We start from the raw sequence: 15618 nt of genomic DNA on the forward strand, positions 1-15618 counted from the left end.
GACCAGTCGTCCACGTCGCCGGGCCTGCCGCTGCTCCCCGAAGCGGACCACACGATCACCCTGTCCCCGGGCAGCCTGCCGGAGTTCGCCGTCGAGGAGGCGGACAAGCGCACCTGGTACGGCGAAGCCACCGTCGTCGAGGCCGACCGCCCGCGCGCCACCTCCGCCCCTGAGGCTCCTGCCGACCGCCTGGGCACCGTCTCGGCCTCCGAGACCCCGGCCGGAACGGACGACCGGGGAACGGCCTCCTCAGGCACCGGCGACGTGACCGAGGCCATGCGCGCCCCTCGCCTTTCGGACACGCGCGCGGACACGGCCTCGCCGGGCACCGACCCCGGCCTCCGCGCCACGTCGAACACCGACCCGGACCTGCGCATCCCGCCTGGCCCCGCATCACCGGGCACGATCCCGAACCTGCCGCTGCCCTCCTTGGAGGAGCCGGAGCCCCACCCCCTGCCGGTCCCGGCCAAGGCTCCCCCGGCCACCGCCCCTCGGCAGCCGACAGCACCTCAAACCAGCACGCCTCTCAGCAGCGGCCCTCAAGCCCCCGCGTCTCCCCCCGTCGGCCCTCCAAGCACTCCCGTGGCCTCCGAGCGGGCCGAATCCGGCTTGTCCGACCCCGACCTCCGGTTCCCGAAGGACCCGGCCGGCCGTTCGACGTCGCCGAACCTCGACCCGCTCCTAGCACCGAAGCCCTCAGAAAAGCCTCCGACGGCCACCACACCGCCCTCGCGTGACCCTTTCCGTGATCCCCCGCGTTCTGCCGCCCGGCCGACCGGCGACACGGATCGCCGGGACTCGCGCGACCCGTTCGGCGCCGACGACCCGCGTGCCGGCGAACCGCGCATCGGCGGCCCCCGTGCCGACGAGCCCCGCGTGCAGACCGGTCACACGGGCACGGCGCCGAGGCAAGCGGCTGACACGGCTTCCGCCGTACCCTCCGCCGGTCCGAGCGCGCCGGAGGCCGAACCGCGACGCCCGCGGAGCAACGGCGTGCCGGGGACCGAACCAGGGCGCGGCAGACGCGGCACCGGGCTCCCCGACGCCGAACCGCTGCCGGGCGAACCCGGGCGTGGCAGGCGCGGCACGGGCACGCCGGACGGTGAGCCGGCTTCGTCCGCTGAGCCGTACCGCCCGCGGCGCCGCCAGGCCTCCGCGCCGCCCTCGGCGTTGACGCCGAAGATCCGCTCGGACTCGAGCCGCCGGCCGAGCGCCGACAGTCTGGACCCCGAGTCGCTGCTGCGCGGACGCAGGACGGCGCCGACCAGTGGGTGGCGGCGCATGGTGTACAAGGCGTCGGCGGGGTGGATCAAGCCTGGTGAGTCGCCGGAGGTACGGCGGCGCCGGGAGCTTGTCGCACGCGCCCGCACGGCGGTGGCCGCCGGGCACCACCGGGTGGCGGTGCTCAGCCTGAAGGGCGGCGTGGGCAAGACGACCACGACGGTCGGCCTCGGCGCCACGTTGGCGCAGGTGCGGGGTGACCGGGTCATCGCCGTCGACGCGAACCCCGACCGGGGGACGCTGTCGGACAAGGTGGAGCTGGAGACGGCTGCCACCGTGCGCGACCTGCTGAACGAACGCGGTCAGATCAAGCGATATGTCGACGTGCGGGCGTTCACCTCGCAGACGCCGTCACGGCTGGAGATCCTGGCCTCCGATCGGGATCCGTCGGTCTCGGAGGCGTTCAGTGCGACGGATTATCAAGCGGTGGCACAGGTGCTGGAGAACTTTTACTCCATCTGCATCACCGACTGCGGGACCGGTCTGCTCCACTCGGCGATGAGCGGCGTATTGGGGCTGGCGGACCAGCTTGTGCTGGTCAGCTCGCCGTCGGTCGACGGCGCCCGCGCCGCGTCGGCCACCCTGGACTGGCTGGAGGCCCACCACTACGGCGACCTGGTGAAGGCGGCGTCGGTGGTGTTGTGCAACGTGCGGCCCCGCTCCAAGTCGACCGTCGACCTCGACCGGCTGGAGGCACACTTCGCGGCGAGGTGCCGCGCCGTGGTGCGGGTGCCATATGACGCACACCTTGAGGAGGGCGCCGAGATCGACCTCGAACGCCTGCAACCGGCCACCCGGGACTCCTACCTGCGCCTGGCCGCCTCCGTCGGCGACGGCTTCGCCGGCCAGGCCCTCGACCGCGCTTAAGCCGTCAAGCCGGCGGGGTGAGCATCTCCCCGCCGGTTTTCCCTCCACTGCACAATCCAGCACTGCACAATCCAGGCGCACAGCTGCATTCCACGGCGCCGTGACCGGCAAGGCCCGCGGAGCGGACCTCACCGGATTGTGTAGCGCCCTTAAGTGCCCTTGCGGATGCGCTCCAGCCACTCGGTGGCTTCGGCGAACTCGACGTCGGTGGTGCCTCGGCGGATGCGGGGGGACAGGCCGTCTGCGCGGGGATAGCTGCCAAGGAAGCGGACGTCGGCGCTGATGCGGTGCAGGCCGGACAGGGCTTCGCCGACGCGGGCCTCGCTGACGTGGCCTTCGGCGTCGAAGTGGAAGAAATATTGCCCGATGCCGTCGCCGGTGGGCCGGGACTCGATGCGGGTGAGGTTGATGCCCCGGGTGGCGAACTGGCTGAGCATGTCGAGCAGGGCGCCCGCGTGGTCGTCGGCGAGGTAGGCGACGAGGGAGGTGCGGTCGGCACCGGTGGGCTCGGGGAGGGGGCCGGGGCGGGTCACCTGGATGAAGCGGGTGACCGTGTCGGAGCGGTCGCCGATGTCGGAGGCGACCTCGATCAGGCCGTAGTGCTCGCCGGCGATGGCGGCGCCGATGGCCGCGTCGTAGGGCGAGCCGGGCAGCGACACCTCCTGCGCGGCGGCGGCGGTTGAGGCCGCGGCGATGACGAAGGCGTTGGGCAGCTCGCGGGCCAGGAAGTTGCGGCACTGGGTCTGCGCCGCCTGGTGGGTGATAACCCGCTTGATGTGCCCGATCTCGGTGCCGGGGCGCGCGAGCAGGGAGAACCTCACCGGCAGCAGCAGCTCGGCGACGATCATCAGGGGCTGGCCCCAGGCCAGCTCGTCGAGGGTGGAGGAGATGCCACCCTCAAGGGAGTTTTCCAGCGGGACCACGGCGGCGTCGGCCTCTTCGCGGCGCACGGCGTCAAGCGCCGCCGACACGCTGGGGCACGGCATGCGCTCGGCGTCGGGGGACATGATCCGTAGGGCCTCTTCGGTGAAAGTGCCCTCAGGTCCCAGGTAGGCGAGTTTCCGCATCTCCATAGGCTAGCTTGCGCAACCCCTGTTGTGTGGGGTAATGGAGATCGCCGACCGCGAAAGCGTGGTAAGTCGGGGCAATCACTTCGTAATGGTTGTGTAATGCCGCTGTCGCACCCACACGCCGAGGAGGAAGACAAGCCCGACCGCGCCCAGGCCATACGCGTTTTGCACGATCTTGCCTAACACCGGGCTGAGGACGGGGATCTCGGCGGCCCGCAGGCTGACCCCCCACCAGGGGATGGGCACCACGTAGTACAACCACACCGCCAGCCCGACCCGCACCCGCACGACATCGGTGCCGGTGCCCACGATGGCGCCGAGCACGACCACGACCCACGCGAGGTGGTGGATCCAGGCGACCGGCGAGAGGAGCACCGCCATGAGCCCGGTGAGTGCGACCGCCGTCATCGTGTCACCGTCTTGGAAGGCCCGGCGGGCGTAGCGGAAGCCGTACCACCCGATGGCGGCCACCAGGGCCACCCAGATCACCGAGGTGAGCCAGTCGGGCAGGTATAGCCGGAGCAACATGCCGCGAATGGACTGGTTGGTGGTGGCGTTGTTGGCGCCGACGCGTCCGGGGTCGAGCAGGGCGGAGAACCAGAAATCCCACGTGTCCTGCGGAATCACCGCGAGCGGGAGCACGGTGAGCAGCGAGGCGGTGATCACGGCGGTGTAAAGCGTGCGGCGCTGCTCCAGCACCTTCGCCTGATCACCGCCGCCGAAGGCCGTGATCAGGAGATATATCAAGAAAACGCCGGGGGTCAGCTTGACCGCCGTCGCGAGCCCGATCAAAAAGCCACGCGGCCACCACGGCCGGCGTGCGGCACAGTCGGCGAGGCAGAGCGCGACCAGCAGGATGTCCACCTGGCCGAATCTCACCTGGTCGCGGATCGGCATCAGAAAGGTGCACATGACCACCAAAAACGCGAAAAGCAGCGGCAACAGCACCGCTTGAGTCCGCCCCGCGCGCTCAAGCACCGGCCGGAACGTGAACCCCACCGCCACCGCCAGCGCCGCGAACACCCCGGCCGTCCACACCCACTGCGCGAGCGGCCAGGACATCATCGCGAGCGGTGTGGCCAAAAGCGCAGCGATCGGCGGATAGGTGAAAGGCAGCAACTGAGGGGCAGGTGTCACGAAATCGTAGACAGGTCTGCCCGCGAGCACTGCCTCCCCGCCGGTACGGTACACATCGAGATCGACCAGACGCTGATCGTCGGGGTTGCCGAGCCAGTGCATCACCAGCGGCGCCACAGCGGCGGCCACGATGAGCAGCGCGATCGGCCATGCCCACAGCGGCACCCGAGTCCTGGTCGTCTTGACGGTCGTCACGACGTGGCACGTTACCGTGGCCCGGGACCACTCGGGCGGGCGATCGACGACAGGCACGAGTGGACGGGGGCCCCATGACAGCGACGCACGACTCCGTGCGCGCCCCACGCGCAATTGGCGCTGTGCTTTTCGTCACGCTCCTCGCCCTGCTCCTCCCAGTGAGTACGGCACAAGCCGCGCCCCTGACCACGCCCCAGGCATCCCAGGCCACACCCCAAGGCTGGGCCCGCCAGGTGGCGGTCGTCGGGGTGCCGGGGTTGCTCTGGTCCGACGTCGACGCCTCCCGCACCCCGCGCATCGCCGCCCTGATGAAGGAAGGCGCCTCGGCCTCGATGTCGACCCGGGCGATCCCGCCGCCCGACCGGTCGATCACCTGCCCGGTGGCGGGCTGGGCGACGGTGTCGGCGGGCCAGCGGGCCGGAGCCCCGGGAACGGCTTGCGAGCCGCCGCAGAACCCGGCGCCGGCGGCCGAAGGCGCGGTGAAGGTGCCGGGATGGGACGCACTCACGAAGTTCAACCGGGAGTCGACCTACCGGGCACCTCTCGGCGGCCTCGGAGAGTCCGTCGTCGCGAGCGGCAAAACGGTGGCCGCGGTCGGGCCGGGCGCGGCGATCGGCGCCGCCACCGTGGCCGGCGAGGTCAAGCACTATGCCCAGAGCACCGCCGACCTGAGCGGCCTGGGTGACTTGAGCCGCCACGGCCTCATCGTCATGGAAGCCGATGAGATCGCCCGAGCGTGGTTCGCGCTCTCCGGGAGCAACTCGCAACCCCCCACACTCCCCGCCCCCGACCGCGAAAAGGCGGTCGCCGCCGCCGACCGCAGCATCGGCCTCCTCCTCGACCGCCTGCCCAGGGACACGCTGGTGCTCCTCGCGGGGCCGGCCGACACCTCGCCCACAGCCCATCTGCACGTCGCCATAGCGCGGGGCCCCTCGCCGTCGGGCACGCCGTACTCCGGGGTGCTCAGCGCCAGCTCCACCCGCCAGAACGGGCTGGTCACCATCACCGACCTCACCGCCACCGCCCTCCAGGCCCTCGGGCTGCGGCCGGGTCCGCAGATGGTGGGGCGCATGTGGCAGAACAGCGGCCCCGCGCCCGCGGACACCGCCCGCGACCTCGCCGACGCCGACCTCGCCAGCCAGATCCTGCGCGAGGTGCGCGGCCCGTTCTTCGCGGTGTTCGTCGCGGTCCAAGTACTTTTTTACGGCATAGCCGCCTTGGCCTTCCGCCGCTGGAGAAAGCCCCGCATCCTCGCCGCCACGCAGAAGTTCGCGGTGTTCAGCGGCGCGATCGCGGTCTCCACCTTCCTCGCCCAGCTTGTGCCGTGGCACCGCGTAGGCGCGCCCGCCTTCACCGTGGTCGCCTCGATCGTCGGCATCGCGGTCGCCCTGGCCGCCGCGGCGTTCGCCGGGCCGTGGCGCCGCCACGTGCTCGGCCCGCTGACCGTCGTCGCCGGGGCCACCTCGGTCGCGCTGCTGATCGACGTGATGACAGGCTCACATCTCCAGGTGAACGCCGTGACGGGCTATGAACCGGTCACCGGTGGACGTTTCTACGGGTTCAGCAACATCGCCTTCGCGGTGTTCTCCACCGGGACGATCCTGTTCCTCGCGGGCGTGGCGCAGTTCCTGATCGAGCGGGGCCGCCGCCTCCTCGCACTCGTGGCGGCCCTCGCCTACGGCCTGCTGGCGATCTTCGCCGACGGATGGCCGGGATGGGGTGCGGACTTCGGCGGCGTTCCGGCGTTCGTGCTGGGCTTCGCGGTCTTCATGCTGCTGCTGAGCGGGCGGCGCGTCTCCGTCGGCAAGCTGGTCCTGATCGGGCTGGGCGGTGCCGCCCTCATCGCGAGCATCGCCTTCATCGACTATCTGCGTCCCGCAGAAAAGCGCACCCACCTCGGGGTTTTCGCCGAGCAGGTGGTGAACGGCGAAGCCTTCGGCGTCGTCAGCCGCAAACTGTCGGCGATGATCGGCACGCTCGGCAACTGGCAGCTGACGTTGCTGTCGGTGGCGGCGCTCGCCTTCCTGTTCCTCGTGCTCAACCGGCCTGACAATTTCGGCGTGTCGACGCTGAGCCGCGCCTATACGCGGGCGCCGGCCCTGCGCGCCGGGCTCTTCGGCGCGCTGACCTGCGCGCTGGCCGGCTTCCTGACCAACGACTCCGGCATCGCGATCCCCGCGATGGCCCTCACCGTGGCGGTGCCGCTGACGCTGGCCGCGTGCGTGCGCGTGCTCCAGCTCGCCACGCCCACCACACCATCGCAACCGTCAGAGCCAGCAGAAGAGCCGGAACCACCTGCTTCCTGACCACCTCCACCAGCCAGCTCAGATCGGCGGGCTGGCCGGCCTGCCGGGCCGGAAGATAGGCGAGGGACAGCAGGCCGAGCCTCGCCACGAGAAATCCGGAAAGGACCGGGGTGACGGCCAGGGCGGGCATCAGCGCCAGGAAGGCGAAGGCCAGCCCGTCATACCAGGGCAGGGCGTACGGCGCGGCCAGCAACCAGGCGATCACCACCGCGGCCGACACCTGCGCCGCGTAGAGCTCGCCCGCCGCCCGGGTCATCGCCTTCAGCAGGAGCCAGGCAAGCAGCACGAGCAGGAGCAGCGACCCCACCTGGATCCACGCGGTATAGGCACCCGGCCCGAAGACCGCCTGCAACGCCCGCTTGACCAGTTGCCACGGCGTCGCCAGCGACACCTGCCTGCTCGCCGCCTGCACCTGGTCGAGCGCGTGGCGGCCGGCGAGCGCGTATAGCGCGGCCACCGTGAGCACGGCCGAACCCGCCACCACGGCGAGCCGCCCCGGCCGGCGGCGCAGCTCCCAGGCGGGGCCGAGCGCCGCGATGCCGACGTTGACCTTGACGCCGATGCCCAGCCCGAGCAGCATGCCCGAGGCCACGTGCCGCCCCGCCGGGACCTCGGCCGGGCGGGCTGTGCCGTATGCCCCCGCTGCCGTCGCCGCCACCACGCACATGATGGCGAGGGTGTCGGTGTGCATGCCCGCCGCCAGGTGGTAGACCAGGAGCGGGTTGGCCGCCCAGAGCAGCGTCGCGCGCCTGTCGCCGCCGGTGAGGCGGTGGATCAGCAGGGAGGTGCCGATGAAGGCGGCGGCGTTGACGAGCGCCAGCACGAAGACCGTCAGCCGCACGCTCTCCCCGCCCACGGCGCCGGCCAGCGCCTGCACGGCGGTCGCCATCGGGCCGTAGACGCTGGTCGTGCCGCGCCACTCCTCAACCGCGCCGGCCACCGGATCATGTGGCAGATCGTTGGCCGAGGTGGCGTAAGGGTCGAGCCCGAGGGTCACCATGCGGCCATATGCGGCGTAGTTCAGGTGGTCGGGCGATCCCGACGGCGGGAGAAACGCGAGCAGCGCAACCACCGCACTGCCGACCCCCAGAAACCACCGCGCACCAGGCAGATCCCCCCGCCTGTCCGCCACAAGCGCCGCACCGAGCCCCACCGTGCCCAGCACGATCGCCGCCGCCGCCATCGCCACCACGAGATGCCCCGAAGGCGCCACCTGCCACGAGTACGGCGGATGCCAGGAAGGCCCCGGCAACCCCGGCACCACAGCCGAAGGACCAAGTAGCCCGATCAACACCGTCACCAGGCCGGACGCCCCCATGGCGCCCACCGCGAACCACCCGAGCACCCCCCGCGGAGAACGCCCGCCAAGCGCCCCGGCCACAGCGACCCCAGCCTCCCGCGTCACCCCGAAATTCCAGCACACCTCACCCAGTGGTCGCACCGCCCCACCCCAACCCCGCCGGCCCGGCACACAACCGATGCCCACCTTCGACATGGCCGAGCACAGCGGGCATAGCACGCAGCGAGGAAGGCGTCGAGCCCGACCGCCGCCCCGGCAGGCGCGCGCCGAGGACCGCGCGGGCATCCACCCCCACCTCGGCGAGAGCCTCGGCGCGTTCGCCGCTGGCGTCAGCTTGTCGACGCGCAGCGCCTGGGCCAAGGGATAGCCGAAGGCGCTCCACCAAGCCACCGCGGCCGCGAACGGCGGCACGGCCGAGCACGGCGGCAGGGCGGCGCGCCGGCGCCCAGCGGGAGAGGGCGTCGAGCGCGATCAACGCGCCGGGCAGGTGCACGCCGGGGCGGCCCCGCAGCCGACCGCGCCGGTGCTCTCGACCACCTGCGCGTTCACCTCCGCCACGGCGAGGCGTACGGAGAGGTCAGAAGCGGACGAGGTCGCGCCGCAGCACCGCCACGAGGGCATGCGTCCAGGCCCGGCGACAGGCCCAGCCGGCCGCATCCGGCGTCCGGGCCCGGAGGTCAGGAGTGGACGAGGTCGCGCCGCGGCACCGCCACGACGGCATGTGGCCACGCCCGAGGACAGGCCCAGCCGGTCCCGGGCCCCGGGGGTCAGGAGCGGTTGAGTTTGTCGCGGACGCGGCTCATGCCTTCGGCGACGGCGGGTTCGCGCATGGCTAGAGCGCGGGCGACGTCGCGGAATTGCCTGGCCCGGTGGAGTTGGGCGCGCCAGTCGGTGCCGGTGGCCCGGTGGGCCATGTCGACCTCGACTTCGAGGACACGGAAGCCCTGCCGTATGAGGTCGATGGTGAGGCCGGTCTCCACGCCGAAGCCGTGGGCGAGTGGCTGGGCGGCTTCGAAGGCGCTGCGGGTGAGGCAGCGCTGGCCGTTGAGCGGCTGGGTGGCGTCCCATCCGCAGGCGCGTTTGATGCCGTCGTGAGCGAGCTTGACGACGAAGCCGTGTCCGGCGAGTTTGACGCGGTTGGCGAAGTTCGCGATGGTCATGTCGGCCCGGCCGGTGCGCACCGGTTCGATGAGCGCGGCGGCGGCCCGTGCCGTCTCGCCGAGGTCGGCGTCGAGAAACAGCAGGTGCCGGGCGCGTTCGCCGTCGAGGAGGCGCACGGCTTCGGCGCCGCTCTCCATGGCGGCGGCTTTGCCGCGGTTGCGGCTGTGGCGCACCACGCGCGCGCCCGCGGCTCTGGCCACCCGGCCCGTCTGGTCGGCGGACCCGTCGTCCACCACGACGACGAGGTCGACTCCGGGCAGCGCGTAGGCCGCCGTGACGGTGGCCGCGATGCGCTCCCCTTCGTCCTTGGCCGGAATGACGACCGCGGTGTCGGCGCGCGCCGCGGGCTCCGCCGCCGGCGGGACGACCGGTTCACTCATCCCTTCGGCTCCGCCGTCAGCAGCTCCTCCGGGACGGCGTCATGCACGGTGAACACCGAGTCGAGTCCCGTGACCTGGAGAATCTTGCGTACGGCGGGGCGAGGCGCGGCCACCTCCAACGCGCCCCCGCGTTCCTTGAGGCGCTTGAGCGCGGACAGCAGCACGTTCATGCCGGTCGAATCGCAGAAGTCCACTGCGGACATGTCGATGACGACCCTCGTGGGGCCTTCCTGCAAGAGCCTGGTGAACTCCGACTGCAGGCGGGGCGCCGTGTAAAGGTCGATTTCACCGGCGATGGCCATGACGGCATGGTCGGCGTGTGTTCGAGTCGAGACCTTGAGCTCCACAGCGGGCACACTAGCGCCGCTTAGGCCCTGGGTCACGTTCTCCGGCAGAACAGGCATCCTGTGGAGTCGTCGGCCTTTTGTCCCCGGTTTCGGCTCCATGGAAACCCTGAGTACGCAAAACTTGACAGTATGCGACTCCGGCCTGGCCGGAAAGGGGGGAATGGCCTGAATGCTCAGTCTTCGCCGTCGGGTGCCGCACTCACCCGGCGTGTCTGAGGCAGGGCCACCAGGCCAGAAGTCAAAATGATCAATGACCTGCCCGAGGAAGATCCCCAGCGCCGCGCGATGCGCGAGTGGCTGGAATCTGTCGTGATCCGCACGGAAAAGTCAACTTCATGGCACAACGAAGCCGAACGGTTGCAACCCCTCGTCAACCGTGAGGGCTATGTCCCAGTTCACACGCGATTGTCGGTCGAAGATCTCGAATTCCTGAAGGACGCCCGGGAGGATCTCCTGGGCTTCGCCGAGTTCGGCCTGCGAATGCTGGATCTGCACCAGCCGCGCGACGCGGGCGGCATCACCAGTGATTCCGCTCACCCCATCCAGCGCTGCCGCAGTTGTATGTGGCGCTGGCCCTGCCCAACGTTCCGCGCCATGGGCGAGACCTTCCACACCTGCTGGTGAGCCTGTCTCACCTCATACCGCGACCCCCTCGGTCGGCCGTGCGGGCGACCTGATTTCGATCACCCGCACCGGCCGACCCGCAGCTTGACACACGCCCTCAGGCCGTTTTTGCCCTCCGGGACCTCTATCTGCCGATGTGGACGGTGATGCGGGCGGTGCCCGCAGTGCCGATCGCCGTCACCTCCCAGCAGCCGCTGGCAGGAATCTCGATCCCCATGGGCAGCGGACCGGGCAACCCCTCCGCGGTGGGGGCCGCCGAGGCGACGCCCGCTCCTTGGGTGCCGGCCACGCCGCGTACGGTGACCTCAGGCGACTTGGCGCCGTCCACCCACAGCGGGAACTTGCCGCGGTAGACCGCGCCGGACTTCTCCACCCGCTCGCCCCATCTGCCGCCTTCCGCGGCGATGAACCACACGTCACCCTCCCCCACCCCGTAGAGCAGGTTTTTGGCGATCATGGCCTTCGGCACGTCGCGGGTGGCCTTGATCCGGTCGTCGCATCGCGGATCGGCGGGCTTCGCCGTAACGCTTGACGCCGGACCGGCGGCTTGTGCATCGCTCGGCGCCGAGTCGGTGCGGGGGGTGGCGCCGACCGACTCGGCGGAACCGATGACCTCGGTTGACGAGCAGGCGACGGCGGTGCCGCAGGCCATGAGCGTCAACCCTGCGGCAGTCGTGCGCCGCGCGACATCAAATATGCGCATAAACACTTAGTATTAGCGCCGCGGGAAGCGCGGCCAATAGCGGTGAGCCCGGCGGCCTGAACGATTCTCAGCATGGCCGGTCCGGCGGGCCCTGCGCTTTTGACAAGATCTTCTATGGTGACGGCAGCCCCGAACGAAATCCCGTAGGCGAGACCGCTCCATCGCGGTGCCACATTGAGGAATGCGCTCAGCCGCGGCACCCATGACGTGCACGACACCCGGAAAGCGCTCCAAATCGTGTCTGTGTCGAGGCCCCACATCAATGGGGTCGACTTCCCAGAGCGGCCCCTTGGTGAGCCGGCGATTTGGCGGTCTGGCGTTTAGGACCGATCGAATAGATTTTATGCCATATCGCCCGGATGTCCACGCCGATCGCGACGAGGGTCCCCGCGACGCATATGGCGAGAGCCGTACTCCGTGGAAGTTGTGCCGCCGTGACCGATCCCACCCGAGGGCCGCCGCAAAACATGCGCCGGCGCCGGCGGCGGGCGAAGGGGGCCTGCCAGGCAACCGGGGAGGCACAGGACGATGGCGGAGGCGGAGGGGAATCGAACCCGCCACGCCGAAAGACTCGGCGTCACCGGTTTTGAAGACCGGGGGGCCACCAGGCACCCATTCGCCTCCTCGAGCGGACCGCACGGCGCTCCGCGGGGAGTGGCACGAGGAGGATAGTACTCAGCGCGGGCGGTGCCGTACGACCTCCAGCAGTGAGACCTCCGGACAGGCGTCGCATCGGGCCACTAGGGGTTCCGCCGAGCCGGGCGGCGGGGTGTCGCCGACCGGCTCGGCGGAGCCGACTCAGGTCGCCGAGCGGGCGACGGCCGCGTCGCAGGCCCAGAAGAACGGGCCTGCGACCGTCGATCGCCCCACGACATCAGGTGTTCGCATAAACACTGAGGATTAGCGCCGCAGGAAGTGCAGCCAATAGCGTGAGACCGGTGGCCTGGACGATTCTCAGCATCCCCGGCATGGCGGACTCGGTGCTTTTGGCGAGGTTTTCCATGATGACCACGGCCAGCAGGGGCACTCCGAAGGAAAGCCCGTAGACAAGACCGCTCCACTGCGGAGCGACATTGAGGAGCGCGCTCAGCAGCAGCACCCATGACGTGCACGACACGCGGAAGGTGCTCCAGATCATCCCGGTGTCGAGACCCCACATCAGCGGGGTGAGCCACCATGGGCGGCCCTCCTGATGGGCCAGTGATTTAGCGGTCTGACGCTTTAGACCGATCGAATAGGTGTTGTTCCGTATCGCATGGAAATCGACGCCGATCGCGATGAGTGTCGCGGCGACGCATATGGCGATGGCCGTATCGCGTGGAAGATATGCCGCCGTGACGGATCCCACCTGGTGGATCAGCGCCACAAAGAACCCCGCCATCGCGATGTGCCCGAGCGCCAGTATGCCCGCGAACCGGATGGCGCTGCGCCGATGGCTTTCAGAATCCCCTTGCACGAAGGGGCGGATCACTCCGACGAAGGAGCGGCCTCAAGGGCTGAACAACTGCGCGAAACCGGCTATGGACGCGATGCTTACCGTCCAGATGCCGATGAGTTCAAGCGGCATGGTTCCCCTACAAGCGATACCAGATGGAGCAGGGCCAGGGGCCCTGATAGCAGCTAGGCCCGCCGGAGCATTCGCCGCAGGCGTAGGTGTAGCCGCCGGAGACGCACGTCCAATACGTCTTGTAGTAGCCGGGTGGACAGGTGTAGGAACTGGGCGATCCCGAATAGGAGCACCGGGTGCAGCTCGCGAGGTAGCAGCACGGCGAGCCTAGGCAGTCGGCCGCCGCCCGCGCCGGGTTCAGCAGCGTGGCGAGCCCGGCGACGAGGGCCGAGGCCGAGGCGAGCAGCATGTTGCGGCGGCCTTTGCCCTCTCTTTCGCCGCCGACGTCGATCTCCGAGATGTCGACGTCGGCGCTGGCACGCTCGACGCACTCAAGGGTGGTGCTCATACCCGGATGGTCCCTTCTTTGGCATATTTCAAGGGCTGGGGTTTCAAGGACTGAGGTTTCAAGGGCTGAGGCAGCGTCCGCGCGGACAGCAGCGGCTCAAGCTGCCGGTAAGAGGGCACGGTCTGCGCAAGAGCGGCCTCGCCGGACTGATAGAGCACCATGGACGGGGTGACGGTGATCCCAAGCCCCTCGGCGATGCGCCCGCCGACGTCGACCGTGACGCGCTCGGCGGAGATGCCCGACGTGGCGAGCCAGGCCAGGCCCTCCTCCACCGTGCGAGCGTGTTCCATCACCACCCACACCGACGCCGTGGAGGCCGATCTCAGACCGTCGGCGATCGTACGGCACGTGGTGCAGGTGGTGGAGAGGAACAGCACGACCAGGTGGTTCTCCCTGTCGAGCGCCTGCGGGAGGCCGACGCTCGACGGGAGAAGTGAGCGCTCCCGGGGAAGCGGCAGGGGTTCGGGGGTGTCCTCCAGTTTGATCTTGGTGCGTATCAGTTCAAGGGTGCGAAACTGATCGATGAGGGCGAGCAGGCAGACGGCAGTCAGAAGGCAGAGCACTCCGACGACCACCCAGAGAAAGATCATCAGGCGGCTCGGGTGGCCAGGACCTGCGCGGTCGGCAGCTCAGTGTCGAGCAGGCACACCCGCAGCCGCGTGTTCGCCTGCCCGTCAAGGAGCGCGGTCGCCGCGATCCGCTGCCCGTCCACACTGAAGCCGCCGCCGGGAAGCGCCTTGGCCACGCCCGTCACCCAGTGGCAGACCGGGACGGCGGCGACCGCCTTGCCCGGCCAGCTGTCCACCACGCTCACGAGGTCGCCTGGACGCGGCACGAATCCCGCGGGGAACCCCACCAGAGGCACCTGCTCCGCCGTGCGCACGGCCTGCACCCCCGCCGCGGAGGCGGGCGCGTCGACCACGAGCCGAGCGCCGTCGACTTTGACCACCCGGGCGAGATCGGCCCGCCCGCCGGCCGCGGCAGGCGGAGCCGCCGCGCTCGCGGCGTTGGCGGTCGCGTTGATCCCGGTGGCCGCCGCGGCGGCCGCGGCCGCCACCGCTCCCGCTCTCAACGCCTTACGGCGGGAGAACGATCGTTCTTTGTCCACGAACCTTCCTCCATCATGCGTCGCGAAATGAACCTCGATGTTCGGCGGTAATTGGGCGCCGAACGGACTCTTCGCACTCCTTTCTTTCTCGGGGTTATCACATCCCACCTGAGGATGCGCCAAACAAAAGGGCGCGGCAAGAGCGCGGATACTGATCGTTTGGTAAGACTTACCTTCTCTTTTCAGCCCGCAGAAAGGGCATGGCAAAGCGAGCCCCGGCGCGCGGGTTCACATAAGTCGTGGCGCCAAAAGGAACGGCCTGCTTTTGCCGGCCGGCCGACAAACACGTGCAGGATCAAACAGGTCCTGTGAGTTATCTGCTCCGTCCGAACAATCGCCGACTTCCCACGGTGCCGGGCCTCGTGGCGACCGCCGGGATATTCGTGTTTAAGCGGCCTGCCGTTCCAGAAGCACCTCGCGAGGCGACATCACAGCGCCGAAGAGATGCCCGGCGCGGCCGACCCGCGATGTAAGGCGGGCCCGCCCGTTCACCCCGGCCGCGGCGGGTGGCGGTCCGGAGAGCCCCGAAGGAACCTGGTGTCCGCTGTCATAGACGGACCATCCCTCCTCTGGTGCTTTTCAGGCTCCTGAGCAGCCTGCGTGCGGACAACAGGGGAGCAAGTTGCCGGAAGGACGGAACGGTCCGCGCGAGCAGCGCCTCACCTGAGCGGTAGAGGACGACCGAGGGCGTCACCGAGATACCGAGCGAGCCGGCGACACGTCCGTCGAGGTCGACGACCACGCGGTCGGCGGAGATTTCCGAGGGCGCGAGCCAGGCCAGCCCCTCCTCCACCGAGTGGGCGTGCTCGACGACCACCCACACCGACGTCGTGGAGACCGACCTCAGCCCGTCGGCGACCGACCGGCATGTGGTGCAGGAGGTGGAGAGGAACAGCACGACCAGGTGTTCCTGCACGTCCAGCTCCGCGGGAAGACCCACGTCCGACGGTGCGAGCGATCCCTCCTGCGGGAGGGGAATCGGCGTGGGGTTGTCCTCCAGCTTCAGCTTGGCGCGGACCTGTTCGAGCGTGCGATATTGATCGGCTAGAGCGAGAACGGCGATGACCGTGAGCATGCTGATGGCGGCGACGAGCATCCAAAGGAAAGTCAACAGGTCTCCCTAAAGCAACTGCCTCCGGCGTCGGTCGTCCAGCGCCGGGAGACGCCACAAGACGCGCGTGAGA

At 69.8% G+C, this 15618-nt stretch carries 14 protein-coding genes and 1 tRNA gene; 3 read left to right on the top strand and 12 right to left on the bottom strand.

Features of this window, described 5'->3' with window-relative positions; genetic code table 11:
• Positions 1-453 precede the first annotated feature (453 nt).
• Entirely contained in the window at positions 454-2148 is a 1695-nt protein-coding gene (locus Ssi02_RS40130; protein WP_445009411.1) for a MinD/ParA family ATP-binding protein, read from the top strand.
• Between the two features lie 149 nt (positions 2149-2297).
• On the opposite strand, the gene pheA is transcribed toward Ssi02_RS40130, so the two are convergent.
• On the bottom strand, positions 2298-3215 hold the full coding sequence (gene pheA, locus Ssi02_RS29410; protein WP_204030845.1) for a prephenate dehydratase: 918 nt from the start codon (positions 3213-3215) through the stop codon (positions 2298-2300).
• Between the two features lie 81 nt (positions 3216-3296).
• Positions 3297-4550 (bottom strand): glycosyltransferase 87 family protein, encoded by a 1254-nt coding sequence (locus Ssi02_RS29415; RefSeq protein WP_204030846.1) that lies wholly within the window; start codon positions 4548-4550, stop codon positions 3297-3299.
• Positions 4551-4624: 74 nt separating this feature from the next.
• On the opposite strand from Ssi02_RS29415, the gene Ssi02_RS29420 reads away from it, so the two are divergent.
• Positions 4625-6856 carry a hypothetical protein gene (locus Ssi02_RS29420; RefSeq protein WP_204030847.1) on the top strand — a complete coding sequence of 744 codons (2232 nt, stop codon included), beginning with the start codon at positions 4625-4627 and terminating at the stop codon, positions 6854-6856.
• Here the strand turns inward: Ssi02_RS29420 and Ssi02_RS29425 are convergent.
• The 3 genes from Ssi02_RS29425 to Ssi02_RS29435 form a co-directional block, all read right to left on the bottom strand.
• Complete coding sequence (locus tag Ssi02_RS29425; RefSeq protein ID WP_204030848.1) at positions 6738-8297, bottom strand: MptA/MptB family glycosyltransferase; 1560 nt, start codon at positions 8295-8297, stop codon at positions 6738-6740. The two genes, Ssi02_RS29420 and Ssi02_RS29425, sit on opposite strands and share 119 nt — an antisense overlap.
• A gap of 626 nt (positions 8298-8923) precedes the next feature.
• On the bottom strand, positions 8924-9697 hold the full coding sequence (locus Ssi02_RS29430; protein WP_204030849.1) for a glycosyltransferase family 2 protein: 774 nt from the start codon (positions 9695-9697) through the stop codon (positions 8924-8926).
• On the bottom strand, positions 9694-10044 hold the full coding sequence (locus Ssi02_RS29435) for an STAS domain-containing protein (RefSeq protein WP_204030911.1): 351 nt from the start codon (positions 10042-10044) through the stop codon (positions 9694-9696). The genes Ssi02_RS29430 and Ssi02_RS29435 overlap by 4 nt, the downstream gene beginning before the upstream one ends.
• A gap of 243 nt (positions 10045-10287) precedes the next feature.
• Between Ssi02_RS29435 and Ssi02_RS29440 the strand changes: the two genes are divergently transcribed.
• Positions 10288-10668 (top strand): hypothetical protein, encoded by a 381-nt coding sequence (locus Ssi02_RS29440; protein ID WP_204030850.1) that lies wholly within the window; start codon positions 10288-10290, stop codon positions 10666-10668.
• A gap of 124 nt (positions 10669-10792) precedes the next feature.
• Here the strand turns inward: Ssi02_RS29440 and Ssi02_RS29445 are convergent, their stop codons facing one another.
• The 7 genes from Ssi02_RS29445 to Ssi02_RS29475 all read right to left on the bottom strand — a co-directional run bounded on the left by Ssi02_RS29445 (position 10793) and on the right by Ssi02_RS29475 (position 15545).
• Positions 10793-11320, bottom strand: coding sequence for a hypothetical protein (locus Ssi02_RS29445; RefSeq protein WP_204030851.1), 528 nt, complete (start codon positions 11318-11320; stop codon positions 10793-10795).
• A gap of 580 nt (positions 11321-11900) precedes the next feature.
• A tRNA-Sec gene (locus tag Ssi02_RS29450) sits at positions 11901-11995 on the bottom strand.
• A gap of 250 nt (positions 11996-12245) precedes the next feature.
• Positions 12246-12842, bottom strand: coding sequence for a hypothetical protein (locus Ssi02_RS29455; RefSeq protein ID WP_204030852.1), 597 nt, complete (start codon positions 12840-12842; stop codon positions 12246-12248).
• 103 nt (positions 12843-12945) lie between these two features.
• Positions 12946-13326: a hypothetical protein gene (locus tag Ssi02_RS29460; protein ID WP_204030853.1), complete on the bottom strand. Its 381-nt coding sequence runs from the start codon at positions 13324-13326 to the stop codon at positions 12946-12948.
• On the bottom strand, positions 13323-13916 hold the full coding sequence (locus Ssi02_RS29465; RefSeq protein WP_204030854.1) for a hypothetical protein: 594 nt from the start codon (positions 13914-13916) through the stop codon (positions 13323-13325). Before Ssi02_RS29465 ends, Ssi02_RS29460 begins: the two co-directional genes overlap by 4 nt.
• On the bottom strand, positions 13916-14434 hold the full coding sequence (locus Ssi02_RS29470) for a hypothetical protein (RefSeq protein WP_204030855.1): 519 nt from the start codon (positions 14432-14434) through the stop codon (positions 13916-13918). The genes Ssi02_RS29465 and Ssi02_RS29470 overlap by 1 nt, the downstream gene beginning before the upstream one ends.
• A 547-nt stretch (positions 14435-14981) precedes the next feature.
• Complete coding sequence (locus Ssi02_RS29475) at positions 14982-15545, bottom strand: hypothetical protein (protein ID WP_204030856.1); 564 nt, start codon at positions 15543-15545, stop codon at positions 14982-14984.
• Positions 15546-15618: the final 73 nt, after the last annotated feature.

It is taken from the genome of Sinosporangium siamense, from assembly GCF_016863435.1.
Taxonomy (GTDB): Bacteria; Actinomycetota; Actinomycetes; order Streptosporangiales; family Streptosporangiaceae; genus Sinosporangium; species Sinosporangium siamense.